23 protein-coding genes, 2 tRNA genes, 2 rRNA genes and 1 pseudogene are annotated in these 26,561 nt (G+C 41.6%); 19 read left to right on the forward strand and 9 right to left on the reverse strand.

Annotated features, from left to right (window positions below):
* Nucleotides 1–177: 177 nt before the first annotated feature.
* Together ACFN7Z_RS07975 and ACFN7Z_RS07980 are read right to left on the reverse strand one after the other, a co-directional pair.
* On the reverse strand, nt 178–591 hold the full coding sequence (locus ACFN7Z_RS07975; RefSeq protein ID WP_004697031.1) for an HIT family protein: 414 nt from the start codon (nt 589–591) through the stop codon (nt 178–180).
* 30 nt (nt 592–621) lie between these two features.
* Complete coding sequence (locus ACFN7Z_RS07980) at nt 622–891, reverse strand: YARHG domain-containing protein (protein ID WP_004697032.1); 270 nt, start codon at nt 889–891, stop codon at nt 622–624.
* A 380-nt stretch (nt 892–1,271) separates the two neighbouring features.
* Here ACFN7Z_RS07980 and ACFN7Z_RS07985 point away from each other — a divergent pair, with 380 nt between their 5' ends.
* The gene (locus ACFN7Z_RS07985; RefSeq protein WP_029575034.1) at nt 1,272–1,985 is read left to right on the forward strand and encodes a transglutaminase family protein; all 714 of its coding nucleotides are present in this window, start codon (nt 1,272–1,274) and stop codon (nt 1,983–1,985) included.
* Between the two features lie 71 nt (nt 1,986–2,056).
* Here the strand turns inward: ACFN7Z_RS07985 and ACFN7Z_RS07990 are convergent, their stop codons facing one another.
* Together ACFN7Z_RS07990 and ACFN7Z_RS07995 are read right to left on the reverse strand one after the other, a co-directional pair.
* Complete coding sequence (locus ACFN7Z_RS07990; RefSeq protein WP_010326781.1) at nt 2,057–2,929, reverse strand: NAD(P)-dependent oxidoreductase; 873 nt, start codon at nt 2,927–2,929, stop codon at nt 2,057–2,059.
* Between the two features lie 15 nt (nt 2,930–2,944).
* Nucleotides 2,945–4,036 carry an alpha/beta fold hydrolase gene (locus ACFN7Z_RS07995; RefSeq protein ID WP_010326780.1) on the reverse strand — a complete coding sequence of 364 codons (1,092 nt, stop codon included), beginning with the start codon at nt 4,034–4,036 and terminating at the stop codon, nt 2,945–2,947.
* A 142-nt stretch (nt 4,037–4,178) separates the two neighbouring features.
* On the opposite strand from ACFN7Z_RS07995, the gene ACFN7Z_RS08000 reads away from it, so the two are divergent.
* The 9 genes from ACFN7Z_RS08000 to trpB all read left to right on the forward strand — a co-directional run bounded on the left by ACFN7Z_RS08000 (nt 4,179) and on the right by trpB (nt 11,856).
* Nucleotides 4,179–5,366, forward strand: a complete 1,188-nt coding sequence (locus tag ACFN7Z_RS08000) for an O-succinylhomoserine sulfhydrylase (RefSeq protein ID WP_010326779.1) — start codon at nt 4,179–4,181, stop codon at nt 5,364–5,366.
* 28 nt (nt 5,367–5,394) lie between these two features.
* On the forward strand, nt 5,395–5,724 hold the full coding sequence (locus ACFN7Z_RS08005; RefSeq protein WP_004697049.1) for a YbaB/EbfC family nucleoid-associated protein: 330 nt from the start codon (nt 5,395–5,397) through the stop codon (nt 5,722–5,724).
* A 16-nt stretch (nt 5,725–5,740) separates the two neighbouring features.
* Nucleotides 5,741–6,337, forward strand: coding sequence for a recombination mediator RecR (gene recR / locus ACFN7Z_RS08010; RefSeq protein ID WP_395442662.1), 597 nt, complete (start codon nt 5,741–5,743; stop codon nt 6,335–6,337).
* Nucleotides 6,338–6,543: 206 nt separating this feature from the next.
* Entirely contained in the window at nt 6,544–7,686 is a 1,143-nt protein-coding gene (locus ACFN7Z_RS08015; RefSeq protein ID WP_010326777.1) for an HRDC domain-containing protein, read from the forward strand.
* Between the two features lie 129 nt (nt 7,687–7,815).
* Nucleotides 7,816–8,124: a YcgL domain-containing protein gene (locus ACFN7Z_RS08020; protein WP_004984643.1), complete on the forward strand. Its 309-nt coding sequence runs from the start codon at nt 7,816–7,818 to the stop codon at nt 8,122–8,124.
* A 22-nt stretch (nt 8,125–8,146) separates the two neighbouring features.
* Entirely contained in the window at nt 8,147–8,530 is a 384-nt protein-coding gene (locus ACFN7Z_RS08025; protein ID WP_004697064.1) for a hypothetical protein, read from the forward strand.
* Nucleotides 8,531–8,552: 22 nt separating this feature from the next.
* Nucleotides 8,553–9,404, forward strand: coding sequence for a MoxR family ATPase (locus ACFN7Z_RS08030; RefSeq protein ID WP_004697065.1), 852 nt, complete (start codon nt 8,553–8,555; stop codon nt 9,402–9,404).
* A 13-nt stretch (nt 9,405–9,417) separates the two neighbouring features.
* The gene (locus ACFN7Z_RS08035; RefSeq protein WP_063454280.1) at nt 9,418–10,605 is read left to right on the forward strand and encodes a VWA domain-containing protein; all 1,188 of its coding nucleotides are present in this window, start codon (nt 9,418–9,420) and stop codon (nt 10,603–10,605) included.
* 42 nt (nt 10,606–10,647) lie between these two features.
* Nucleotides 10,648–11,856: a tryptophan synthase subunit beta gene (gene trpB, locus ACFN7Z_RS08040; RefSeq protein ID WP_010326775.1), complete on the forward strand. Its 1,209-nt coding sequence runs from the start codon at nt 10,648–10,650 to the stop codon at nt 11,854–11,856.
* Nucleotides 11,857–11,991: 135 nt separating this feature from the next.
* Here the strand turns inward: trpB and ACFN7Z_RS08045 are convergent, their stop codons facing one another.
* From ACFN7Z_RS08045 to ACFN7Z_RS08055, 3 genes are all read right to left on the reverse strand, one after another.
* A complete protein-coding gene (locus tag ACFN7Z_RS08045; protein WP_010326774.1) occupies nt 11,992–12,423 on the reverse strand; it encodes a CBS domain-containing protein in 432 nt (143 codons plus the stop codon).
* Between the two features lie 131 nt (nt 12,424–12,554).
* Nucleotides 12,555–12,935 carry a DUF2750 domain-containing protein gene (locus ACFN7Z_RS08050; protein WP_004984635.1) on the reverse strand — a complete coding sequence of 127 codons (381 nt, stop codon included), beginning with the start codon at nt 12,933–12,935 and terminating at the stop codon, nt 12,555–12,557.
* A gap of 140 nt (nt 12,936–13,075) precedes the next feature.
* Nucleotides 13,076–13,309 carry a hypothetical protein gene (locus ACFN7Z_RS08055; protein WP_004697075.1) on the reverse strand — a complete coding sequence of 78 codons (234 nt, stop codon included), beginning with the start codon at nt 13,307–13,309 and terminating at the stop codon, nt 13,076–13,078.
* 217 nt (nt 13,310–13,526) lie between these two features.
* Here ACFN7Z_RS08055 and ACFN7Z_RS08060 point away from each other — a divergent pair, with 217 nt between their 5' ends.
* On the forward strand, nt 13,527–13,886 hold the full coding sequence (locus ACFN7Z_RS08060) for a hypothetical protein (RefSeq protein WP_004697078.1): 360 nt from the start codon (nt 13,527–13,529) through the stop codon (nt 13,884–13,886).
* Between the two features lie 376 nt (nt 13,887–14,262).
* Here ACFN7Z_RS08060 and ACFN7Z_RS08065 read toward each other — a convergent pair whose 3' ends face one another.
* Together ACFN7Z_RS08065 and ACFN7Z_RS08070 are read right to left on the reverse strand one after the other, a co-directional pair.
* Nucleotides 14,263–15,855: a pitrilysin family protein gene (locus tag ACFN7Z_RS08065; RefSeq protein ID WP_010326773.1), complete on the reverse strand. Its 1,593-nt coding sequence runs from the start codon at nt 15,853–15,855 to the stop codon at nt 14,263–14,265.
* Nucleotides 15,855–17,234 (reverse strand): pitrilysin family protein, encoded by a 1,380-nt coding sequence (locus ACFN7Z_RS08070; RefSeq protein WP_010326772.1) that lies wholly within the window; start codon nt 17,232–17,234, stop codon nt 15,855–15,857. The genes ACFN7Z_RS08065 and ACFN7Z_RS08070 overlap by 1 nt, the downstream gene beginning before the upstream one ends.
* A 195-nt stretch (nt 17,235–17,429) precedes the next feature.
* On the opposite strand from ACFN7Z_RS08070, the gene ftsY reads away from it, so the two are divergent.
* The 8 genes and pseudogenes from ftsY (at nt 17,430) to ACFN7Z_RS08110 (ending at nt 26,524) form a co-directional block, all read left to right on the forward strand.
* On the forward strand, nt 17,430–18,536 hold the full coding sequence (gene ftsY, locus ACFN7Z_RS08075) for a signal recognition particle-docking protein FtsY (RefSeq protein ID WP_010326771.1): 1,107 nt from the start codon (nt 17,430–17,432) through the stop codon (nt 18,534–18,536).
* A 193-nt stretch (nt 18,537–18,729) separates the two neighbouring features.
* Nucleotides 18,730–19,415 (forward strand): annotated as a pseudogene (locus ACFN7Z_RS08080) (nitroreductase family protein).
* A gap of 173 nt (nt 19,416–19,588) precedes the next feature.
* Nucleotides 19,589–20,182 carry a nitroreductase family protein gene (locus tag ACFN7Z_RS08085; protein ID WP_010326768.1) on the forward strand — a complete coding sequence of 198 codons (594 nt, stop codon included), beginning with the start codon at nt 19,589–19,591 and terminating at the stop codon, nt 20,180–20,182.
* Between the two features lie 199 nt (nt 20,183–20,381).
* Complete coding sequence (locus ACFN7Z_RS08090) at nt 20,382–21,044, forward strand: DUF2057 family protein (protein ID WP_010326767.1); 663 nt, start codon at nt 20,382–20,384, stop codon at nt 21,042–21,044.
* A gap of 417 nt (nt 21,045–21,461) precedes the next feature.
* Nucleotides 21,462–22,999 (forward strand): 16S ribosomal RNA (locus ACFN7Z_RS08095).
* 61 nt (nt 23,000–23,060) lie between these two features.
* A tRNA-Ile gene (locus tag ACFN7Z_RS08100) sits at nt 23,061–23,137 on the forward strand.
* A 68-nt stretch (nt 23,138–23,205) separates the two neighbouring features.
* Nucleotides 23,206–23,281 (forward strand) — tRNA-Ala (locus ACFN7Z_RS08105).
* Nucleotides 23,282–23,630: 349 nt separating this feature from the next.
* Nucleotides 23,631–26,524: ribosomal RNA gene (locus tag ACFN7Z_RS08110) — 23S ribosomal RNA — on the forward strand.
* Together the 16S and 23S rRNA genes with 2 tRNA genes alongside form the textbook arrangement of a ribosomal RNA operon.
* The last annotated feature ends 37 nt before the right edge of the window (nt 26,525–26,561 follow it).

Here is a 26,561-nt window from a genome sequence, read left to right on the forward strand (position 1 = left end):
ATTGATTACAAATAAGTCATTAATATTAAGGGAATATTACAAAAATATTAAACAAGTCAATGTCAAATGCATTTCCGCGATAAATTGTTAAGCTTGATTTTGAGAACTTAGATTATTGATCTTATTTATTTTTAGACCTAAAAAAGGAGCCGAAGCTCCTTGATTGAATGGATGGAATTACAAAGCAGCGCGAATTTTTTCTGCTTGTGCTTTGATTTTTTCTTGATCACCCATTTGCAACGCATGCTTACCTAGCTCATGTACCGAACTCGGAATGAGGTGGAAATGTACATGGGGAACGGTTTGCCCAGCAGCAGCTCCAGACAGTTGCATGAGGACAATGCCTTGGGCATCCAAACCGACTTCAATGGCTTTTGCTACTTTTTGTACCACTTGAATGGTGTAGGCAGCAGCATCGGCAGGGAGGTCGAGTAAAGTTACTGCAGGTGTTTTGGGTATGACTAAAGTATGACCGTCTGCTTGAGGCATAATATCCATGAATGCAAGAACTTGGTCATCTTCATATACTTTAATGGCTGGAAGTTCACCACGTAAAATTCGTGCAAAAATGTTTTGCTCATCGTAAGCCATGTCTATTCCTTAAGTTTCGCTTAAACTGATTTACTTACAGTTTAATTCTTTTTGACGTTCTTTAATCGCGTCAAGACGTTGTTGCTCTTTTTCAGAGAATTTCGGTTTAGTGGTGTAGCAATTATCATTGCCAAATTTTGCTTTCGCTTCAGGGTCCTTAAAACAGAAACCTTTAGATGCATAAATGACATCATGATCATCTTTTAATTTTTGACACTCTTGCTCAGGTGATGCCGCAAAACTTTGCGCCCCGATTAATGTTGCAAGACTGGCAAAAACCGCTACAGTCAACTTTTTCATGAGAATTTCCTCAGTTTGTAACATTGTATGTAGTCACACTATTACTTTATAGGGGTTTGTTCTGTTTATTCAATGGTGAGTTCTTACTCAATTGTAATTTTACTTCATAATTGCTGCATATAATACATAAAATTTATATATATCAATAGCTTTTAAGATGGTGGATAGAAATGGATATTTAAGTTTTTTATGTAATTTAGTCTATTTTTTACAACTTTTCTTAGGCTCTAATATTTTTAGATTTCATTGAGAGGGCCACAGTGCTTCGGTGCGTCAGCTTTTTTAACCTTTAATATTCGCCTCATCTCAAATTCTATTTCAGGAATTTTTTACGATTAGCAATGAGTTTTTTTAAGTTATTCATTATTGGAGAGCTGAGTATGCTAAGGCTATTAGAACAGACGCCGATTTTAGATTATTACCATCCATCGATTCAAAATTTGATTGAACAGCGCAAATGGAGAGATCTTGATGAAGTTAATAAGGTGAGGAATATTTATAACTTTGTTCGTGATGAAGTTCAATTTGGCTATAACACGGGAGATACGATACAGGCATCTCAAGTCTTAAGCGACGGTTATGGTCAGTGTAATACCAAAGCAACGTTATTGATGGCGTTACTCCGAGCGGTGGTTGAAGCCACTCGGATACATGGGTTTACCATCGATAAAGCCTTACAAAAAGGTGCAATCAAAGGCATTTGGTATAAGTTATCGCCCAAGAATATTTTGCATAGTTGGGTCGAAGTTCATGTGAATGGACAATGGTATATTTTGGAGGGTGTAATTCTTGATCGACTTTATCTAGAAAAATTACAAAGTATAAATAAGCATCAAACAAAAATTTTTTGTGGTTTTGGGGTATTTACCGAGAACTTTGAAAATCCACCTATCGATTGGAATTTGAATGATACTTTTATCCAAGACAAGGGGATTAATCAAGATTTCGGTTTATTTGCTAGCCCAGATGATTTTTATAATATGCACCAACAAGAACTTAGTCCGATACAACGTATGGCTTTTAAATATGTAGTCAGACACTTAATGAATAAAAATGTCAATAAAATTAGAAATATACAAAAAGCCTCTTTATGAGGCTTTTTGTTCGGCCATCGGAATAGCTTAACTTATGATTAAAGTTAAAGTATGACTGACTATGATAAGCATTACTCTAAAGTAATTTTGCTCCATGACTCATATAGTTTAACTGCTGAAGAAAAATCGCTGTCTGCTTCAGATAAATCACTAGCAGTTTGAATTAAACTTTGAGCCAGTCCAATCACAGGTGCGGATAGTTTTGCTTCGCGGACTAAATCAACGGCAATGCCCGTATCTTTTGCTAATAGAGGGAGTGCAAAAGTAAGCGGGAAGCTGCGGTTGAGAATGCGCTGTGGTAAAACAGTTTCAGTTACGCCACTTTTACCACTAGACGCATTAATGCAATCTAATGCTTCGTTTAAGTTTACGCCATGGGCTTTTAGGGTGGTAAACCCTTCGGCAACAGCACAGAGGTTCACAGCCAAAAGCATATTGTTTACGGCTTTAACTGCAAAACCAGCACCCGATTCGCCCACGTGTTTAATCAGTTTACCAAACGCTTGAATGGCTGGTAATGCGCGTTCAAAAGCAGCTGTATCACCACCGATCATAACCGTAAGGGTTGCATTATCAGCGCCAATAGTTTGACCACTCACAGGTGCATCTAAAAAGTCCACACCATGTTGTTTAAGTTGTTCAGCTACTTTTTTTGCAGAAGAGGGTACACCGCTGGTGCAATCGACCCAAATACTGCCTGCTTTAAGCTCAACTTGCGCAAGTAAGTCTTCAATATCTTGACTGGTTGGAAGGCAAGAGAAGACTACATCGGCCTGAACGGCTTGCGCAAGTTCCACTGCCTGCGTGCCATAGGCTTCTGCATGTTGTTTTGCTTTATCAAAATTGCGATTCCATACCCACACGTGTTCAAAGTGTTTAGGTAAGTGTGATGCCATGCGATAACCCATGGCGCCTAGACCGATAAATGCAACTGACTGAATCATGTCAAACCTTAGTATTTAAATTTTACTTGAACGTTCACTTAACCACTGAGCCAGTTGTGGCCAAAATTCATCGGCACTACGCTTACTCGACATCAGTCCTAAATGTCCCCCTGGGATAAGAGTAAACGTGACATCGGTGCTACTTGTCAATTGGGTTAATGGTTGAGCTGCCTCTGCTGTAACAAGTTGGTCTGTTGTGCCCGCAGCCACAAGCAATGAGCACTGTATATTTTTTAAAGCAATGCTTTTCTCATTTAATGTGATTAGTCCAGTTTTGAGTGGATTACGCAGCCAAACATTAAAAAGCATGTCTTGATTGATGCCTCCGGGATAATCAATCATACGATTGAGAAAACCGCCGATGGTGGCATGTTCATACAAGGCTTCATGGTCATCTAAATTAAGCAGTAGATTCTTATGACTTTGAAACCAGCCGATAGGATCAATGATTTTAAAACCAAAAGTATTTAACCCTCCAGAGGTATGAAGCAGACGCTTCGGTATTTTGCCCTGATAAATTTGTTGTTGTAATGCTTTGCTTTTTGAAATGATTCGATTGAGATATGCAAAGAACTGGCCATTTCGCCCAGATTTATAACTGTCTATTGGACTCCCTAAAACCATTAAATTTTTCACAAAATTGGGTTGATGTAAGGCGGTATACAAGGTCACGAAAATGCCAGCCATACTCCAGCCATGCAGGGAAATTTGCTCGCTATCACTATGTTTTAAAATGCTTTGTATACAGAGTGGAATATAATGATCAATAAACGTCAGAAAGTTAAAATGACGGTTATGAATATTTAATTTCCCCCAATCAATCACATATACGGCAAAGCCTTGCTGTTGGAAGTACTTCACCAGCGAGCGATAAGGATAAAGGTCGTAAATAGACATATTGATGGCTAGCGGGACCACAAAAACTAAGGGTTCTTTATATTTACGCACTTCAGGCGCGTAATAGCGAATTTGGGTCAGATCAAATGTTTCAATCACTTCATAAGCCGTGCTTTGCGACAAAATGAGTGACTTTCCATTAAAAATGCGCGTAGAAAGATTCTTTAATTTATTTTGATGTATTGAAATTTTAGTTTTTAAAGCGTGCATATAGGTCTTAGATCTCAAATAAGCAGAAAGTTTGATCGAAGTCTAATCAATATTCGCGTATTTTACCTTGACCTTAAATAGCCTAGACGCTCAAAATGTTGGCAATTCTTTACAAAGGCAGTCTGTCGACTGAACCAGAGCCATGAGCCTACAAGACGAATTTGAATACCAATTAGATACCTTAGCCATTCGTACTGGGCATACGCGTAGTTTCGAGGGAGAACATGGCGAACCTATCTTTCTAACTTCATCATTTGTCTATGAAAATGCAGCAGAGGCCGCAGCAAAATTTTCAGGTCAAGAGCCAGGGAACATCTACTCGCGTTTTACCAACCCAACTGTTGCAATGTTTGAAAAACGCCTTGCAGCTTTAGAAGGTGCAGAACGTGCAGTGGCAACCAGTTCGGGTATGGCCGCAATTATGGCCGTGGCAATGTCATTTTTAAAACTGGGCGATCATGTGATTTGTTCACGTGCGGTATTTGGTTCGACCGTATCTTTGTTTGAAAAATATGTGGCTAAGTTTGGTGTAACTGTCGACTTTGTCGATTTAACAGATTTAGATGCATGGAAAAATGCCGTTAAGCCTGAAACTAAATTGCTCTTTGTTGAGTCTCCGTCGAATCCTTTGGCTGAAGTGGCAGACGTTCAAGCACTTGCTGATATCGCACATGCCAATGGCGCACTTTTAGCGATTGATAATAGTTTCTGTACACCCGTTTTGCAGCGTCCAATTGAGTTTGGTGCGGACTTGGTGATTTATTCAGCGACGAAGTATTTGGACGGTCAAGGTCGTGCTCTTGGTGGTGCAGTAGTGGGTAGTTATAAACTACTCGAAGAAGTATTTGGTTATGTGCGTACTACAGGGCCTTCAATGAGTCCTTTCAATGCATGGGTATTCTTAAAAGGCTTAGAGACTCTACGTTTACGTATGCGTGAGCATTCAGCAAGTGCGCAAAAGCTAGCAGAATTCTTAAATACACACCCGAAAGTCGAAAAAGTGTATTACGCAGGTTTACCAGAGCATATTGGGCATGAACTTGCAGCGAAGCAACAAACAGGCTTTGGTGGGATCGTTTCTTTTGAAGTGAAAGGCGAGCGCGAAGGGGCATGGACTGTTATTGACAATACTCAGTTTATTTCAATTACAGGTAACTTGGGCGATGCCAAATCGACCATTACCCATCCTGCAACGACTACCCATGGCAAACTTTCACCAGAAGCGAAACAAGCCGCAGGAATTCGTGAAGGTTTAATTCGTGTTTCTGTTGGTTTAGAAGATATTGATGATATTATTCGCGATATCACACGTGGTTTAGACTTAATCTAATTTTTTAATTTTATGTTCGGAGATTTTAATGAACATTAATATGTTAATGCAGCAAGCTCAACGCATGCAAAAAGACATGGAAAGCAACATTAAAAAAGCCAAAGAAGAGCTTGCGCAAACTGAAGTGCATGCTGAAGCTGGTGGTGGTTTGGTTAAAGTGACGATGACTTGCCGCAATGTGGTAAAACGTATCGAAATCAATCCTGAATTATTGCAAGATGATGCAGATATGATTGAAGACTTAATTGCTGCGGCAATGAATGATGCTGCACGTCAGGCCGAAGTAATCACTGAAGAGCGGATGAAAGCTGCGAACTCAGGTGCAGGCTTACCACCGGGTCTTGCTGGTTTATTCTAATTAAGGAATACGTATAGTGTTTAGCGATCGTTTTGATCAACTGGTACAAGCTTTACGTATTTTGCCAAGTGTTGGGCCGAAATCGGCTCAGCGCATGGCGCTTCATCTGATTATGAAAAATCGTGAAGGGGCTGTGGGTCTTGCACATGCTTTAAACGAAGCCACCAGCTATATTCACGAATGCATTTTGTGTCACTCACTGACTGAAAACGAAGTTTGTGATATTTGCATCTCGCATGAACGTGACGATCAACTCCTTTGTGTGGTTGAGTCTCCCGCAGATGTGATGGCGATTGAGCAAAGTGGCAGTTTCCGCGGTAAGTACCATGTATTGGGTGGGCATTTATCTCCACTTGATGGTATTGGGCCTGAAGAGATCGGCATTCCTTATCTAATCCAGCGTTTAGGCGATGGTAAAGTAACAGAAGTGATTTTGGCGACCAATGCAACGGTAGAAGGTCAGGCCACAGCGCATTATTTGGTTGAGGCGACGAAACATTTACCGATCCAAATGACGCGTATTGCACAAGGCGTACCACAGGGTGGCGAACTTGAATATGTCGATAGTCATACCTTAAGCCAAGCTGTACATAACAGAATGCGAATGAAATAAGTATTTCGATACTTGTTTCATTTTTTAGTTGAGCTACAAGATTGAAATCTTGAGTAAGATAAAAAAAATATTAATTTGAATCTAGTTGTATAAAAAAATCACAAAAAACGGCAAATAATTAAAAAACCCTTAGAAATCTTGATAGCTAAATGATCTTATTCAGGTAAGATAGCCCAAAGAGCATCTAGCATTAGACGCAGTAGGATATGTTTCAGTTTATTCAGCAGCAACAAGACTTAACACCAGTCTTAGAAAAAATGGATCGTAACGAAGTCTATGGACTCGATACAGAATTCATCAAAGTCGATACCTTATGGCCAAAGTTAGGCGTATTTCAAATCAATGTCGAAAACAATGTCTATTTACTCGATGGTACGACACTCGATTTATCTGAATTTTGGAATAAACTTTTTCGTGCACAGCAAAATGTCTTTCATGCATGTAGTGAAGATATCGACCTGATTTATCACTATGCACAGCATAAAACCTTAAACAATGTATTTGATACCCAAGTGGGTATGTCTTTCTTAGGACATGGTCTACAAGTGAGCTATCAAAATGCACTGAAACAAATGTTGGATGTCGATATCGATAAAGGGGAAACCCGCTCAAACTGGTTGGCGCGTCCATTGAGCCCTGCACAACTGAGCTATGCGGCAAACGATGTGCTGTACTTGATGAATCTCTCAGAAAAAGTTAAACAAGAACTAGATTCAAAGTCACTCTTAAATTTTGCACTTGAGGACTGTCAGCATCTGACGCAAGAGATCGCGACAGAAACGCCTTTGCATTTACTCTATCAAGATATTGGTAACTATCGACATTCACGTCGTCAGTTAATGCAGTTGCAGCAGTTGGCTGTATGGCGTGAGCACATGGTGAAAGCGCTAAATACACCACGTAGTTTCATTTTGAAAAACTCAAGCATGATTGATTTGGTTGAGAAAAATCCAAAAAATGCTTTTCAGTTATCGGGTGTAAAAGACATACGTCAAAACGTCGTCCGCGAGCACGGTAAAACCATTTTAGATTTGGTGAAATTCTTGCCTGAGCAAGCAGATTGGCCACTACGTATGGCACGTCCGATCCGTCATTCTTCAAAAGATGTGGGGGAGAAGATTGATCACTTAATTCAAAATGTGGTCAATGAAACCAGCATTCCTAAAGAAGTGTTGATGCGCAAAAAGTGGATGAACGCGCTGCATCAACATGTGGTTTTTCATAATGATGAGCAAGACTTGCCTGATTATTTATTAGGTTGGCGCTATGATTTGTTAACCCAACCTTTAATTCAACTCCTACGCCGTGATGAAAGCTATCTTTCAACGCAAATGAAAGTCATGGATTAATAATTAGTCAATTGGTCTGAAGTTTGAATATTTATACAAAATCACGACTAATGCGTTAATCATGACTAATGTCAGCTGCTTTTATTTGATGTATCCTGTGGCTTGAGTTATTTGAGTGCTGTTTTAGATATGCAATGTTCTATTTATAAATCAAGCAAAAAAGATGAAATGTATCTTTATATTGCTTGTCCAACTGAAGCTGATCAAGCCGCTGAAGATTTTAGCCCATTGAATGTTTTACCTGAAGCTGTTCGTGTTGCATTTGGTCGAGCGACTTTTGTGATGTCGTTAGAGCTGAGTGAAGCGCGTAAATTGGCCCGTGTAAATGTATTGCATGTCATGGATTCGATTCAAACTCAGGGCTTCTTCCTACAAATGCCGCCAGAAGGATTAATCAATCCGAACGCTGCGGCACCAGAAGGCCTTCGTGGCGCATAAAGCATAATTCAGGAGTTGCACCGTGGATAGTTTTCTTTCAATGCTCGATTCAATTCCTGAAGACAGTATTGCTGTCACAGTTTACCTTTTGGGCAGTTTGCTAATTTTGTGGTGTTGGTATTCCATTGCTACACGCCTGCCGAAGCTGTTGGGTGGCATCACATGGATGATGATCTTTGCCATTTTATTGACGCCAACGGTTTCCGAAGGTCCAAACTCATCGATTGCACCGGCTATTTTTGGCTTGCTTTTCGGTGTGTTAACGAAAGAATCAGCACTCATTTGGTCAAATTTGTCACTGATTCTCTTTGTCATGGGTGTGGGGCTTGTGATCGGTTTCTTTTGGTCAAAATATGTGGCTAATAAAACCAAAGCAGTTGTCAGTAACAATCATTCACCGCTGTAATTAATAAAAATAAGGTTTAATCATGTCTGTTGAAACACAACAATTTACGGGTACAGATCAGTACATCGCTACCGATAGTTTAAAACTTGCTGTAAAAGCTGCACGTAGCTTACAAAAGCCTTTGTTGGTCAAAGGTGAGCCGGGTACGGGCAAAACTTTACTGGCTGAACAAGTGGCTGAAAGCTTAGGCTTAAAATTATTGACTTGGCACATCAAGTCAACCACAAAAGCCCAGCAAGGTTTATATGAGTATGATGCAGTTTCACGTCTACGTGACAGCCAACTGGGTGACGACCGTGTTTATGACATTAAAAACTATATTAAACCGGGTAAGTTGTGGGAAGCATTCACCAGTGAAGAACGTTGTGTTTTATTGATTGATGAAATTGATAAGGCGGACATTGAGTTTCCAAACGACTTGTTGCATGAATTGGATAAGATGTCTTTCTATGTCTATGAGACGGGCGAAACTATTACTGCATCACAACGTCCTATTGTGATTATTACTTCAAATAATGAAAAAGAACTTCCTGATGCATTCTTGCGTCGTTGTTTCTTCCATTATATTGAATTTCCAGATGATGCAACTATGCGTGAAATTATTGATGTTCATTTTCCGCAAATTTCAACGGCATTGGTCAATGAAGCATTACAAGTTTTCTTCAAATTACGTCAAGTTCCGGGTCTAAAAAAACCACCATCAACTTCTGAATTGATTGACTGGTTAAGCTTGCTCATGGCTGATGATATGCCAGAAGATGTACTGCGTAATCATGATAAGTCTAAAGCCATTCCACCTTTATATGGCGCACTCATTAAAAACGAACAAGATGTACAGTTGCTTGAGCGTTTAGCCTTTATGTCGCGTCGCTAAAGGAGAGACACGCATGTTTGTGCGCTTGTTTTATACCTTACGCAAATACGGTGTTCCCGTCTCGACGCGTGAACTGATTGACCTGAATGAAGCTGTTGCTTCAGGCTTGGTCTTTGCCGATCAAGAAGAGTTCTATCAACTCGCCAAAACTATTATGGTGAAAGATGAACGCTTCTTTGACAAATTTGACCGAGGCATGAAGGACTATTTTGATGGGATTTCAACTTTTGATTTAGATGATTTACTGAATAAAGTTCAAAATTTACCGAAAGACTGGTTTGATTTAGAGCTCTTAGAAAAGCATCTAACTCCTGAGCAGCGTGAAGAATTAAAGAAAGCCGGTTCATTAGAAGAACTCATGAAAATGCTGGAAGAACGTTTGCGCGAGCAGCATAAGAAACATCAGGGTGGAAACAAGATGATCGGCACTGGAGGAACGTCTCCATTTGGTGCTTATGGTGATCATCCTGAAGGGGTGCGTATTGGTGGGCCAGGACGTAAACGTTCTGCTGTAAAAGTTTGGGAACAACGTAAATATCAGAATTTGGATGATGATCAAATTCTCGGAACGCGCCAAATGCAGATGGCATTGCGTCGTTTACGTAAATTTGCCAGACAAGGTGCGGCTGAAGAGTTAGACATCGACGGTACAATTCGTGAAACCGCGAAGCAAGGCATACTCGATGTGCAGCTCGTGCCTGAACGTCGTAATCGTATTAAGGTGCTGATGTTGTTTGATGTGGGTGGATCGATGGATTCACACATTGCACAATGCGAAAAACTGTTTAGTGCAGCGAAAACTGAGTTTAAAACCTTAGAGTATTTCTATTTCCATAACTGTTTGTATGACTATGTTTGGAAAGACAATGTACGTCGCTCAAGTACCCGTATGAATACGTGGGATTTATTCAATACCTATGGACGCGACTATCGTGTAATTGTGGTTGGGGATGCTTCTATGGCACCTTATGAACTCAATTCTGTGGGTGGTTCGGTTGAATATATGAATGATGAAGCAGGCAATGTCTGGCTACAGCGTTTACGCAATCATTTTGAAAAAACAGCATGGTTGAACCCAGAAGAAGATCGTTATTGGCATTACACTCATACGATTGGTTTGATTAAGCAAATTTTTGAAGACCATATGTACCCAATGACCCTCAAAGGCGTTGAGGATATGACCAAGTATTTAGCACGATAAAGCTGGAAAGAAAGCACATTTTAAGAATAAGGATCATAAAAAATGGATCATCAAATTAATGGTATTGCTTTGCCTAATGAAGCGGGCTTTTTTGGGAAATATGGTGGTCAGTTTATTCCACCTCACTTAAAAGCGGCAATGGATGACATTAAAGTCGCTTACGAGCAAATTCGTGTAACAGAAGAATTTCAAACTGAACTTGCTGAACTGTTTGCACACTATGTTGGTCGTCCAAGTCCGTTGTTTTATGCAAAACGGTTATCTGAACAGTTGGGCGGGGCACAGATTTATCTTAAACGTGAAGACTTAAACCACACAGGCGCACATAAAATTAATCACTGTTTGGGTGAAGCGCTGCTTGCAAAATATATGGGTAAAACCAAAGTGATTGCAGAAACAGGTGCAGGCCAACACGGCGTTGCATTAGCAACAGCTTGTGCTTTGGTCGGGATTCCATGTGAAATTCATATGGGGCAGGTGGATATTGAAAAAGAACATCCCAATGTTGTCAAAATGAAAATCCTTGGAGCAACACTCATTTCAGTGACACGTGGTACTGCAACGCTGAAAGATGCTGTGGACAGTGCTTTTGACGAGTATTTAAAAGATCCAACCAATTATATCTATGCTATTGGTTCGGTTGTTGGGCCACATCCATTTCCAATGATGGTGCGAGACTTCCAGTCGATTATTGGTAAAGAAATTAAAGAACAAACCCATGAGCGCTTTGGTGCGAACCCAGATTATGTGGTTGCATGTGTCGGTGGCGGTTCAAATGCTATGGGGGCTTTCACCGCATTTTTGAACGATGCTGATGTGAAATTGATTGGTGTCGAACCAGCAGGTCATGGTCTAGATACCGACATGCACTCGGCAACCTTAACTTTAGGTAAACCAAGTCAGATTCATGGTATGGCGTGTTATGTACTTGAAAATGATCAAGGTGAACCGTTACCAGTACATTCGATTGCTTCAGGTCTAGACTATCCTGGCGTCGGGCCTCAGCATAGTCTGCTGAAAGATTTAGGCCGTGTTGAATACACCACTGCGACTGATCAAGAGTGCTTGGATGCATTTATGCGGTTGTCACGTGTTGAAGGGATTGTCCCCGCACTTGAAAGTTCACATGCCGTAGCATGGGCACTTCGTGAAGCTCCAAAGTTGGCCAAAGATATTAAAATTGTGGTGAATGTATCTGGTCGTGGCGACAAAGATGCAGACTATGTCGCTGCAAAATTAGGTCTGAACTAAGTTTTAAGCCTTTCATATTTACATATAAAAATCCCTGCTTAGTGCAGGGATTTTTATATGGTTTCGGCTTTATTTTTTATCATTAGTAGCCAATGCTGAGTATAAGTTCATGATTGTACACGTAAAAATTAAAACTTAACCTGAAATATACTGTTGTAGTTGCTCAATCAGTTTCTTTTGATCATCCATTGCCGCTTTCACCAAGTCACCAATAGAAATGAGTCCCAATAATTTATCTTGCTCAACAACAGGCAAATGACGAAGGTGGCGGTCTGTCATCAGGTCTAAACATTCTTCAACCGTAACTGCTGTTGTTACGGTCAGTACCTTTGCTGTCATAATTTCATTGACTGTGGTTTGTTTTGAAGTACGTTCCATCAACATGACTTTGCGCATGTAGTCACGTTCGGACAATATACCTACAACGCGTTCTTCTTGTGTAACCACAAGCGCACCAATGCCTTTATCTGCCATAAGTGAAATTGCTTCAAGAACCGTGGCTTCAGGGCTGATGGTGTAGATTGCTTGATGTACTTTATCTTTTAATACTTGAGCAACATTGGTCATAGGGCATATCCTCGGTTGTGGTTATTGTTTTATATTTAAATTAGCGCGATTTAAAAAAAAAGCAAATACTTTACAGTCATAGCTCTCAATAAAATAACAAGTTAATTACGTCTTATTGTTCTTAATGAGCCTTAAGCTGGCGACAGAATACGGTCATTGAAGAAAAAGTGGCGCATTTGAGACGTGCTGAGCTTCATGCGCTTTGTTCCGTTACATAGCGCTGGTGTGACTTTTAAACGTGACAGAGTAGGCAGTAATGCGCTCTGGAAATCCTGCGGCGTGATTTTTTTAGGAATATAGTTTGGCCAGTGCAATTGAGCATATTGGTGTGCGTGTAAACCATTGAGCCAAAAAGGAAAAACATAGTCATCGTGATCTGAGGTCATCGCCCAGCCTTGCTGTTCAGCGTTGTAAAGCCCCCAAAGAATACCGCAGTACATCATGCCTCTTAGAATATTGATTTTTAAATATAAATGATTTGAAATCGGTTGTAGTTTCAAAATTTTGTACATAGCGTTATGTCATTAAGGAACATGACGCTATTTTAAATAATTAAGATGAAAGTTCAGTGTAAGCTTTGCATAACTATGTAAATAAATATGTCATATCAAAATGTTAGGTTCAAAAAAAACGCCACCTAGGTGACGTTTTATTATGCTTTCATGGTGGCAAGCTGTTGCCAGTATTGTGCTTTCAGCGAGTCACGTTCTACGCGGAAACCTTGATAATAAAGTTCTGCCAAAAATAGTGCTGCTTTACCGTGTCCAGCGCGTGCAACGCTTTCTAACTGTTGTACTGCTTCTACGAAGTTCATTTGTGATTGAATGGTGTTTACTGCATCCGCATACGCATGTTCTAAGTCATGATGAGAGATTTGTTGAATCATATTAAGCTCCTTATTCTAATTATGATCACTTAAAGGTATTTTTACCTTTAGATATAAATATCACGCTAATGTTAAATATTTATTACAAATTGCTGGAATTGTCAAATATATTGTCGAGTATTCTTCATCTTATTTTGTTTACATGATTAAACAATGAACAATCAAAAGATTGAATATGATAATAAAACAGGAAACTGTATTTTATAAGGAGAATAACATGACAAATACATTAGACGGTTTTGATTTTGATATGCCTCCAACTGTTTCTCAAATTGTAGCGTTGGCGCAATATCACCGAACACTATTAGATGAAGCAGTTTTTCATCAAGAAATTCATCTTGGTGATTTTTGTTTGGCACAACGTAAACGAGTTTATGATTTCACACGTCAGCTTGATGAAAATCAACGGGCTGATTTTTATGAAACATACAATGGAGAGCTAAGACGTATTGCAGATGACGATCCTGCACACCCTGCAGATGCAGAAAATGGTGTTGGGGCTTTCGCCATTATGATTGCATTGGGGGTAATTGCCTTAGTGCTCTATTTTGCAGTTATTCGTAGCATTGTTGGTTAGACTTCTGCTTTACAAACAATCTGACTTGCTGAAATTATGTCCTCTTTAGTATTAATGGGGGCATTTTTCAGCATTTCAACTTGTGATTATGCAATTCGCTACTTACACTAGTTTCACTAGAGGTAGGTTATGCACATTGCGATCCAAAAAATTCTTAAATTAAAATCACAGATTACACTTGTACAAATTTATAATGGTTTGATGGCGTCGATCATTATGCTTATTGTCATTTTATCGAGTATCGCTTTATCTCGGCCCATTTCCCCAAACCAATTTGAAAATGTAAGTCGCTTATCTCATCAAGCGACTTTCCCAGAAACACAAGAGATGGCTCAAGATCTGGTTTTGGAAAACCAGATTTCCTATATTGATTACTTTAGATTAATGCAGGCTCATCAGTTTGAGCAGAATCGGGCGAAGCAGCTTCCGGCATTGGCTCCGGAGGTTCAATAATCGCAGGAATTTGATCAGGATGCGGCATGCTTTGCTTAATATTCGGGTCAAGATTCAATTCTAAAATATGTCGAAGTTGCTCTTTATCTAAAGCATTACTGACAATCACAAGGGTAAGACTTTCAGGGTGAATGTGTTTACGTATCGCATTTTGGACATCTAAAGGCGTGATCTCAGCTAAACGTTTTGGGTAGTCTGCTAAATAATTCGCATCTTGTTGATAAAACCCTATGGACCCCAGTTGTGCATTGATGTTTGCATTGCTGCTATAGCTGTTGGGTAGGCTGCGTAACATACCGGCTTTAGTTTCTTCTAACTGCTGTGCATCAATTGGTTGATGGACAAAGTCAACTAGGGCTTTATGCGCCACTTGTATGCTGTCCATGAGCTGATCTTGCTGGGTTGAATAACTTAGACTAAAACTTCCAGCCGCTTGGCTAAATGTAAAAGCACTGTTTGCTCCATAGGTGTATCCACGCTTAACGCGTAGTTCTTTCATTAAAATGGAGCTAAATCCACCCCCACCCAACATACGGTTAGCTAGTTCGAGCGCCAAACGATCCTGATTATCCCGCGTGGTTGATAGATGTCCCATGGTGACATGGGCTTGAGTTGAATTAAACAGAATGTGTTGAATATCAAAGTTAGGTTTATCTTGCGGTACAGCAAGTGGCTTTGCTGCTTCACCTTGTGGGAGGGCTGCACTTATTCGTTCAGCCAGTTTCTGTGCTTGTTTCACACTGAGTTGGCCTGTCAGTGCAATATTCATATTTTGACTAACCAAAAACTCATCTCTGAATTTTTTTAAGTGCTGAGTCGTAATTTTTTTAATACTGCCATTGGTTCCTGTAATCGGTTCCGCATAAGGGTGCGAACCGTAGAGCGCGCGATAAAAGCGAATACTCATCAATCGACTAGGGCTTTCTTTCAACTGCTTCTGGCCCACTTGGGTATTGCTCACCATCAAATTAATACTGTTATTTTTAAAAGTAGAGTCTTTTAATACTTCAAGCATGGTACTCACTGCAGCATCTAGTTTTTTAGGGTCAGACAATGAACGCAGTCGAACCACAAACATGTCACGGTGTGCAGCTACACTAAAACGAGCCCCGACTTGTTCAAAGGCATTCGCGATTTCAACCGCATCATGTTGCGTAGTGCCTTCATCGATGAGTTGTGCTGCCATATTGGCAACGCCATATAGTCCTTTTTCTACTTCTATATCTCGTGCAGAGCCTGCATTAAAGGTAAGTTGAATATCCACCATGGGTAAGGCGGGTGACTCAACAAATAGACTTCGAACTTTGTATTTGTTTTTAAGTTCGTGTACATGTGGTGCTGTATAAAAGTCGCTGGCTTGAACTTGTTTTAAGCTTTGTAGAGAAGCAACAGACTGTAATGTACGTGGGTCATCATTGCTAATACTGCTTGTACTTACATCTGCAATTACATTGGTAGTGCAAAAGGTAGACATGGTAATAAATAATAGGTGAAAGATGGTCTTTTGATTTTTCATTATTTTGTGGCCTTCTTTTCTGGTTGAAGGTACAACGTACTTAAGTTATTACGAACAAAAGCAGTTTGAGCAACGTGCTGAATATCTTCAGGTGTAACCGCTTCAAAATGCTGTGGAAGCTGATCCATCAGTCGATAATTCAAGCCATTCACGGCTAAGTTTCCAATCATCTTTGCTTGCCCGATAATGTCATCTTGACCATAAATTAAGTTTGCAACGAAGCGTGTACTTATCCGTTCTAGCTCTTGTGGTTGAACAAGTTCTGTTTGGAGTCGCTCAATTTCATGTTCAATGGCTTTTTGTAGTTCGGGAAGTTCCACGCCAGTGACAGGAAGTGCGGAGATACTAAATAGACTGTCTCCACGGTTATAAGGGTCATAACTGACACTCAGTGCGGTCGCTAATTTTTTGTCGCGTACAAGGCGCTGTTGTAATCGAGAGCTGATCCCGCTATCTAACAAGCTTCGAATAAGTGTGAGCGCGTAAACATCTTCTGGATTGGCTGTTGTTGCAAGTGATTTGACATTCCAAGCCATATATAAATTGGGCACTTCAACATTGGTATTTTGTTCCATGTGACGGTAACCAATGTTTTCAAACTCAGTCACATCATTGCGTACAGGTGTTGGATGACTTTTGATGTCGCCAAAGTATTTTTGAACTTGTCGGAGCGCGGATTCTGCATTGACATCACCCACAATCACCAAGATCGCATTGTTTGGGCTATACCATTTTTGATACCACTGTTTGACATCATCTAGACTTATATTTTGCAAGTGTTTCATGTGGCCAATGACGGGTTGACGATAGTGACTTGTGGGATACGAAATCCATTTGAAACGTTCGAAAGCGAGTGAGCGTGGGTTGTCATCGGTACGCAGGCGCCTCTCCTCCATCGCCACTTTAATTTCAGGGTCAAAGTCTTGTTTCCGTAGTAAGAGATTGCGCATACGATCGGCTTCAAGTTCTAAAGCCATCGGAAAGTAAGTTTTGGGATAAAGCTGATAGTAATTGGTGTAATTGGTAAATGTTGCAGCATTTACTGTACCGCCATAGATTCGACTTAAGCGACTGAATTCGTCATTGGGAACTTTGGATGTGCCTTTAAACATCATGTGTTCCAGCACATGCGAAATACCCGTTATATTTCCAGACTCGTCGGTGCTGCCGACTTTGTACCAAATTTGGGTCATGACCATTGGGGAGCGGTGATCTTCACGGATAATCACCTGCAAGCCATTGCTTAAAGTAGTTTCAAAACTACTGCGGGTAAGTTCACTGCGTATTTGTGCATGGGTAGTTATAGGTAAACAAAGTAGAGTTAAACCCAGTGCAACTAATCTTTTTTTATAAGAATGCGTGACTAATAAGTGGTGCATATAAAATTTGGGCTCAGGTTGAAGTGAAGTTAAAGCATTTCAATAAATAACCATTCTTAAGAAAAATGCGAAGTAGATCAAGCGCCAGAAGTATTGATTTGTTAAGTGTTTACATAAAGTATTGTTGCTAAGCGAAAGCCTATCTTTTATGGTAGAATCCGTCTTTTTTAACGCAGTGCTTTTCAAGGATTCGGCATGCAACAGCAATCTAATGAGCAGAACAAATTTTTGATTGATGCTGATATCGGGGATGACGATGTCACACTACCAAGTTTACCTGTGGTCAATGTGCCAATCGTTGAAACAAAAGAGCAAACAGTTGTTAGTTCAGTTGTGGTTGCTGAAACAAGTGCAGAAGAAGCAGATACATCTGTAAAAGGCGGTTTCTTTAGTCGCATGAAAGAAGGGTTAACCAAAACCCGTAAAAACCTTGCCGATGGTATGGTCAATATTTTGATCGGCGGTAAGGAAATTGATGATGAACTGCTTGAAGAAGTTGAAGAACAGCTTTTAGTAGCCGACATTGGTGTAGATGCAACGAAAACCATTATTGCTAACTTGACTGAACGTACTGCACGTGGCGATTTAATTTACTCGCACTCGCTCTATAAAGCGCTTCAAGAAGAGTTGGTCGCTTTACTTGCACCACGTGTGAAATCTTTACACATCGATCCGAACAAAACGCCTTATGTGATTTTGGTGGTGGGTGTAAACGGTGTGGGTAAAACCACAACCATTGGTAAATTGGCAAAACGCTTACAAGGTGAAGGCAAGAAAGTGATGCTTGCTGCGGGGGATACTTTCCGTGCGGCAGCGACTGAGCAGCTTCAAATTTGGGGTGAACGTAATAATATTGCCGTAGTCGCACAAGGCCATGGTGCTGACAGCGCTTCCGTAATTTTCGATGCGTTTGAAAGTGCGCGTGCGAAAGGTGTTGATGTCTTGATCGCAGATACCGCAGGTCGTTTACATAATAAAGGTCATCTCATGCAAGAGTTGACCAAAGTAAAACGTGTCATGCAAAAAATTGATGCGACTGCGCCACACGAAGTTATGTTGGTGGTCGATGCAGGAACGGGTCAAAATGCGATTAATCAAGTAGAAATGTTTGATGAGGCAGTTGGCTTGACAGGCCTGACGATTACTAAACTCGATGGTACTGCGAAAGGTGGTGTACTATTTAATATTGCCAGTCGTACGCATGTTCCAATTCGCTTCATTGGTGTCGGTGAGAAAATTGACGACTTACGTCCTTTCTCTGCAAAATCCTTTGTTGCTGCTTTGTTCGAAACAGAGAAATAAGATTGAACAGCACAATTTTAAAGTGTTAGATCAGTCACATAAACTCCGCTAAATGCGGAGTTTATTTTTTGATTCAATTTGTTTGTTTTAAAAACAAACATTTAGAAATCACGTAATGAATATAAGTGATTCTCCTGCGATTACACTAGCGCCTAACACAATAGGCATCACTGTACATTTTGGGGAACACGGTATGGCTTTATTACATAAAATTGGACAAGTTCTAACAACTGACTTAACCAAAGACTTAAAATTTAAAAAAAATCACGAAGAAGACCTAAAACAAACTACATTTATCGATCAACTAAAAAAGCGACGTAGTATTTATGTTTTAGGGAAGCGTGTACATTTAAGTCAGGTGTATTTAGCTGAATTGATCCAAGAGGCTGTGCGAAGTTGCCTTCGGCACATAATTCACAAAGTACTTGTATTGTGATTTTAATGGGCGATTCACATCATCACTTTTGGAATGTCGTAAAAGAAGTGCAGCGCAAGTTAGTCCCCGCGTATATTTTTGCTGGTGTAGAACTGAAGGTTGATCAATGCTCGGCAGGATTTGGTACAGTTCTATTCTATGAAGATCAGCAGATCATTCAAAAATTACAAAAGAAAATTCCTTTTGATGCGGCAGAATTTCCAGTTTGGTCAGAGCAAGTTTCAGGTATGGCCCAATATGCTGTATGGACTTGTCTAGCAGATGCAGGTTTGGGTGCGTCATTACAACATTATAACCCGAGTATTGATGCTGATATCTCCAAGGTTTTTGAGATTCCAAAACATAGGCTGTTACGTGCGCAATTGGTCTTTGGTTCGATAGAGGAAAAAGCCGCTGAAAAAGAATATTATAAAGATGAAGAGCGCTTTATGATTTATGCATAATGACACGGAATAATCTTTAGTGGTTTCTAGATCAAGTTTTGTAATGTTATGGCATATTGTTCTATTTTTAAGACACTATGTCGCTGAATTAAGCATGTTCAAATTTGAAATTATAGCTATGATGAGTATGAATCTGCATATAACAAGATCGTGAGATCGCTGAGGAAAATAACATGTCATTTTTAGACCACATCAAACAACGTCGTACCATTTATGCTGTTGGTAAAAATGTAGCATTAACACCAGAACAAATTGAATCTGTAATTAAAGAAGCGGTAAATCTCAGTCCTTCTGCATTTAACTCACAGACTTCTCGTATTGTGACTTTGTTTGGTGAGTCGCATTTGCAGTTTTGGAATATCGTGCGTGAAACTTTACGTAAAATTGTTCCAGAAGCTGCTTTTGAAGGTACAAATACCAAAATTAATAGCTTTGCTGCAGGCTATGGTACGGTTTTATTTTACGAAGACCAAGACGTTGTAAAATCATTGCAGGAACAATTTGCGCTTTATGCGGATAATTTCCCAGTGTGGTCTGAACATTCTTCTGCAATTGCTCAATTTGCCGTATGGACTGCGTTATCTGAACAAAATATTGGTGCGTCATTACAGCATTACAATCCAATCGTAGATGCTGAGATTGCAGAGATCTTCGATATCCCTGCGAATTGGAAACTTCGTGCACAACTTGTTTTTGGTTCGATTGAAGCACCTGCGGGTGAGAAAACATTTATGGCGGAAGCGGATCGCTTTAAAACATTCAATTAATAATTGGTTTTTAAAATGAAAAAGAGCAGAGTAAGTCTGCTCTTTTTTTTGTTTTGAGACTTATCTTTAAAATATAAAAGCTTAGCACTATATATTGTAGTGTTGAGTTGGTTCTAAGCTCAGAAATTGTCATAAAATTGTCATTTATACACTGCATAGTGCAACTAAACTTTAATAAACCATCGATAGAGTGTAAAAAATGACCTTACGCATAACCCTTGCAACAATAGCATTGATGTTGAGTTCTTCAGTATTTTCAGCAGTGACTATTACTGCTCCAGAGGAAATAAAAATTGAAGGCTTAAATGGGCAAGAGGTTAAGAGTCGTTTATTTAGTTCTGACAATAAATATAATATTGATGCGGGGGAAAATATTATCAGTGTTCGCTATACCCAATTTTTTGAAGAGCATCCGGGTATTGGCTCACACGATATTGTTCGCTCAGGGATTGTGAATATTAAGACCCCAATTTTACAAGACCAACAGTCTTACCGTTTGGCACTGATCAATCCTCCACAAAACCATGATGATGCAAAAGCTTATGCCAAGCAGCCGATCTTTGGTCTCTACAATGCCAAAAATCAGTTACTGGTTGAGCAAAAGGGCAGTAAAACTCAAAATGCAGGCATTCTTCAAAATCTATTTACTGATGCACCAACCGATCTAACTCAAAAAGCAACGACAGTGGTACAACCTGCACCGGTCTATACGTCACAAGCTGTTGTTGCGAAAGCTGGAACAGATAAACAAAAAGATTTAACAAGTTCTGGCAATGCTCAACAATTAATTAATACTTGGAAAAGTGCATCTAAATCTGAACGCCAAGCGTTTATGGCTTGGCTTGCTGAACAAGCACAGTAGCTGGTACATTCTAAAAAAAACAGCGTTAGCTGTTTTTTTTATTTAGATAGCGCATTTATATGGTAGTCAACTTGACTATAATTTAATCTAAAATGTATGTTTTGCTTTAAAAATAACCAGTCGAATGGGTTTTTTGAATTATTTATTTAAATGTACTTGCGCTGCAAATAAAACTGTATAGAATACCCAGCACACCAACGCAATGTAGTGAATAACTTGAAGCGAAGGTCTTGCTGATGACGAATCAGCAAGAAGATCATTAAGAGATTATGAAGAACAACTTGTGTGGATTTTTACTGATTGATCGATCGAAAATATTTCATTGATTGAAGGTAAAAATTACTCGAAGTTTATTTGAGAAATATTTGTCAGAAAATTGATGAGCCAAGATTTGTAGCCATAAGCTACTAATGATTTTAACTGAAGAGTTTGATCATGGCTCAGATTGAACGCTGGCGGCAGGCTTAACACATGCAAGTCGAGCGGGGAAGGGTAGCTTGCTACCTGACCTAGCGGCGGACGGGTGAGTAATGCTTAGGAATCTGCCTATTAGTGGGGGACAACATTCCGAAAGGAATGCTAATACCGCATACGCCCTACGGGGGAAAGCAGGGGATCTTCGGACCTTGCGCTAATAGATGAGCCTAAGTCAGATTAGCTAGTTGGTGGGGTAAAGGCCTACCAAGGCGACGATCTGTAGCGGGTCTGAGAGGATGATCCGCCACACTGGGACTGAGACACGGCCCAGACTCCTACGGGAGGCAGCAGTGGGGAATATTGGACAATGGGCGAAAGCCTGATCCAGCCATGCCGCGTGTGTGAAGAAGGCCTTTTGGTTGTAAAGCACTTTAAGCGAGGAGGAGGCTACTTGGATTAATACTCTAGGATAGTGGACGTTACTCGCAGAATAAGCACCGGCTAACTCTGTGCCAGCAGCCGCGGTAATACAGAGGGTGCGAGCGTTAATCGGATTTACTGGGCGTAAAGCGTGCGTAGGCGGCTTTTTAAGTCGGATGTGAAATCCCTGAGCTTAACTTAGGAATTGCATTCGATACTGGGAAGCTAGAGTATGGGAGAGGATGGTAGAATTCCAGGTGTAGCGGTGAAATGCGTAGAGATCTGGAGGAATACCGATGGCGAAGGCAGCCATCTGGCCTAATACTGACGCTGAGGTACGAAAGCATGGGGAGCAAACAGGATTAGATACCCTGGTAGTCCATGCCGTAAACGATGTCTACTAGCCGTTGGGGCCTTTGAGGCTTTAGTGGCGCAGCTAACGCGATAAGTAGACCGCCTGGGGAGTACGGTCGCAAGACTAAAACTCAAATGAATTGACGGGGGCCCGCACAAGCGGTGGAGCATGTGGTTTAATTCGATGCAACGCGAAGAACCTTACCTGGTCTTGACATAGTAAGAACTTTCCAGAGATGGATTGGTGCCTTCGGGAACTTACATACAGGTGCTGCATGGCTGTCGTCAGCTCGTGTCGTGAGATGTTGGGTTAAGTCCCGCAACGAGCGCAACCCTTTTCCTTATTTGCCAGCGGGTTAAGCCGGGAACTTTAAGGATACTGCCAGTGACAAACTGGAGGAAGGCGGGGACGACGTCAAGTCATCATGGCCCTTACGACCAGGGCTACACACGTGCTACAATGGTCGGTACAAAGGGTTGCTACCTAGCGATAGGATGCTAATCTCAAAAAGCCGATCGTAGTCCGGATTGGAGTCTGCAACTCGACTCCATGAAGTCGGAATCGCTAGTAATCGCGGATCAGAATGCCGCGGTGAATACGTTCCCGGGCCTTGTACACACCGCCCGTCACACCATGGGAATTTGTTGCACCAGAAGTAGGTAGTCTAACCGCAAGGAGGACGCTTACCACGGTGTGGCCGATGACTGGGGTGAAGTCGTAACAAGGTAGCCGTAGGGGAACCTGCGGCTGGATCACCTCCTTAACGAAAGATTGACGATTGGTAAGAATCCACAACAAGTTGTTCTTCATGACGATGTATCTGAGGGTCTGTAGCTCAGTTGGTTAGAGCACACGCTTGATAAGCGTGGGGTCACAAGTTCAAGTCTTGTCAGACCCACCAAATCTGACTAACAAGCATTGTTAAATGCTGAATACAGAAAAACAGAGACATTGACTTATTGATAAGCTGGGGACTTAGCTTAGTTGGTAGAGCGCCTGCTTTGCACGCAGGAGGTCAGGAGTTCGACTCTCCTAGTCTCCACCATAGATTGTAGAATTTAGTAAGTTAAAGCTTATTAACTTCTGTGATTTATCACAGTTTCCTGACCTGACGAAGGCTGGAAAAATCATTAACAGAATATATTTGAGTTGAAATAATTTGTTCATACTCGTTTTTAAGATCGACATTAACAGTGATTTATTACTGATTGATGAAGATTGAAGAAATGAGTTACTAGCGAAATTAACTGAATCAAGCGTTTTGGTATGTGAATTGAATTGAAGCTGTACGGTGTTTAAGTACACAGAGCAACAAACTGTAAGGAAGTGATGAGAAATCATCATAGACTGTCTTAATCCTACTTGTAGGGATTAACGACTGTTTGGGGTTGTATAGTCAAGTAATTAAGTGCATGTGGTGGATGCCTTGGCAGTCAGAGGCGATGAAAGACGTAATAGCCTGCGATAAGCTCCGGGGAGGCGGCAAATATCCTGTGATCCGGAGATTTCTGAATGGGGAAACCCACCTGTCATAAGGCAGGTATCGTATGATGAATACATAGTCATACGAGGCGAACGAGGGGAAGTGAAACATCTCAGTACCCTTAGGAAAAGAAATCAATTGAGATTCCCTCAGTAGCGGCGAGCGAACGGGGAAAAGCCCATTAAGTCATATAAGTTCTAGTGGAATGCTCTGGGAAGTGCAACCATAGTGGGTGATAGTCCTGTACACGAAAGGGCTTATATGATGATGTCGAGTAGGGCGGGGCACGTGAAACCTTGTCTGAATATGGGGGGACCATCCTCCAAGGCTAAATACTCCTGACTGACCGATAGTGAACCAGTACCGTGAGGGAAAGGCGAAAAGAACCCCTGTGAGGGGAGTGAAATAGATCCTGAAACCGCATGCATACAAGCAGTGGGAGCCGACTTGTTCGGTGACTGCGTACCTTTTGTATAATGGGTCAGCGACTTACATTCAGTAGCGAGGTTAACCGCATAGGGGAGCCGTAGAGAAATCGAGTCTTAATAGGGCGTTTAGTTGCTGGGTGTAGACCCGAAACCGGGTGATCTATCCATGAGCAGGTTGAAGGTTGGGTAACACTAACTGGAGGACCGAACCCACTGTCGTTGAAAAGCCAGGGGATGACTTGTGGATAGGGGTGAAAGGCTAATCAAACTCGGTGATAGCTGGTTCTCCCCGAAAGCTATTTAGGTAGCGCCTCGGACGAATACCATTGGGGGTAGAGCACTGTTTCGGCTAGGGGGTCATCCCGACTTACCAAACCGATGCAAACTCCGAATACCAATGAGTACTATCCGGGAGACAGACTGCGGGTGCTAACGTCCGTAGTCAAGAGGAAAACAATCCAGACCGCCAGCTAAGGCCCCAAAATTATAGTTAAGTGGGAAACGATGTGGGAAGGCATAGACAGCTAGGAGGTTGGCTTAGAAGCAGCCACCCTTTAAAGAAAGCGTAATAGCTCACTAGTCGAGTCGGCCTGCGCGGAAGATGTAACGGGGCTAAAACTATATGCCGAAGCTGCGGATTTGCAATTTATTGCAAGTGGTAGGGGAGCGTTCTGTAAGCCGATGAAGGTGTATTGAGAAGTATGCTGGAGGTATCAGAAGTGCGAATGCTGACGTGAGTAACGACAATGCGAGTGAAAAACTCGCACGCTGAAAGACCAAGGGTTCCAGTCCAACGTTAATCGGGGCTGGGTGAGTCGACCCCTAAGGCGAGGCCGAGAGGCGTAGTCGATGGGAAATTGGTTAATATTCCAATACTTCTATGTAATGCGATGAGAGGACGGAGAAGGTTAAGTCAGCCTGGCGTTGGTTGTCCAGGTGGAAGGTTGTAGGCATGTATCTTAGGCAAATCCGGGGTACTCTATGCTGAGAACTGATAGCAAGCTGTACTTGTACAGTGAAGTGGCTGATACCATGCTTCCAGGAAAAGTCTCTAAGCTTCAGTTACATAGGAATCGTACCCGAAACCGACACAGGTGGTCAGGTCGAGTAGACCAAAGCGCTTGAGAGAACTCTGCTGAAGGAACTAGGCAAAATGGTACCGTAACTTCGGGAGAAGGTACGCTGCCGACGGTGATAGGATTTACTCCTTGAGCTATTGGCAGCCACAGAAACCAGGCCCCTGCAACTGTTTATTAAAAACATAGCACTCTGCAAACACGAAAGTGGACGTATAGGGTGTGATGCCTGCCCGGTGCTGGAAGGTTAATTGATGGGGTTAGCGTAAGCGAAGCTCTTGATCGAAGCCCCAGTAAACGGCGGCCGTAACTATAACGGTCCTAAGGTAGCGAAATTCCTTGTCGGGTAAGTTCCGACCTGCACGAATGGCATAATGATGGGGGCGCTGTCTCCAGCAGAGACTCAGTGAAATCGAATTCGCCGTGAAGATGCGGTGTACCCGCGGCTAGACGGAAAGACCCCGTGAACCTTTACTGCAGCTTGACATTGAACTTTGATCTTACTTGTGTAGGATAGGTGGGAGGCTTTGAAACCGAGACGCTAGTTTCGGTGGAGCCAATCTTGAAATACCACCCTGGTAATATTGAGGTTCTAACTCTGTCCCGTTATCCGGGACGAGGACCATGTCTGGTGGGTAGTTTGACTGGGGCGGTCTCCTCCTAAAGAGTAACGGAGGAGTACGAAGGTGCGCTCAGCGTGGTCGGAAATCACGCGTAGAGTATAAAGGCAAAAGCGCGCTTAACTGCGAGACCCACAAGTCGAGCAGGTACGAAAGTAGGTCTTAGTGATCCGGTGGTTCTGTATGGAAGGGCCATCGCTCAACGGATAAAAGGTACTCTGGGGATAACAGGCTGATACCGCCCAAGAGTTCATATCGACGGCGGTGTTTGGCACCTCGATGTCGGCTCATCTCATCCTGGGGCTGAAGCAGGTCCCAAGGGTATGGCTGTTCGCCATTTAAAGAGGTACGCGAGCTGGGTTTAGAACGTCGTGAGACAGTTCGGTCCCTATCTACCGTGGGCGTTGGAAATTTGAGAGGATCTGCTCCTAGTACGAGAGGACCAGAGTGGACGAACCTCTGGTGTACCGGTTGTGACGCCAGTCGCATCGCCGGGTAGCTATGTTCGGAAGGGATAACCGCTGAAAGCATCTAAGCGGGAAGCCTACCTCAAGATAAGATTTCCCTAGGACTTTATGTCCTCTAAAGAGCCGTTGAAGACTACGACGTTGATAGGTTGGATGTGGAAGCATAGTGATATGTGAAGCTGACCAATACTAATTGCTCGTGAGGCTTGACTATACAACACCCAAACAGTTGGTGTTGTGGTTCAAATCAC

Origin of the sequence: Acinetobacter sp. P1332 (assembly GCF_044057475.1) — a bacterium.
Lineage (GTDB): Bacteria > Pseudomonadota > Gammaproteobacteria > Pseudomonadales > Moraxellaceae > Acinetobacter > Acinetobacter johnsonii.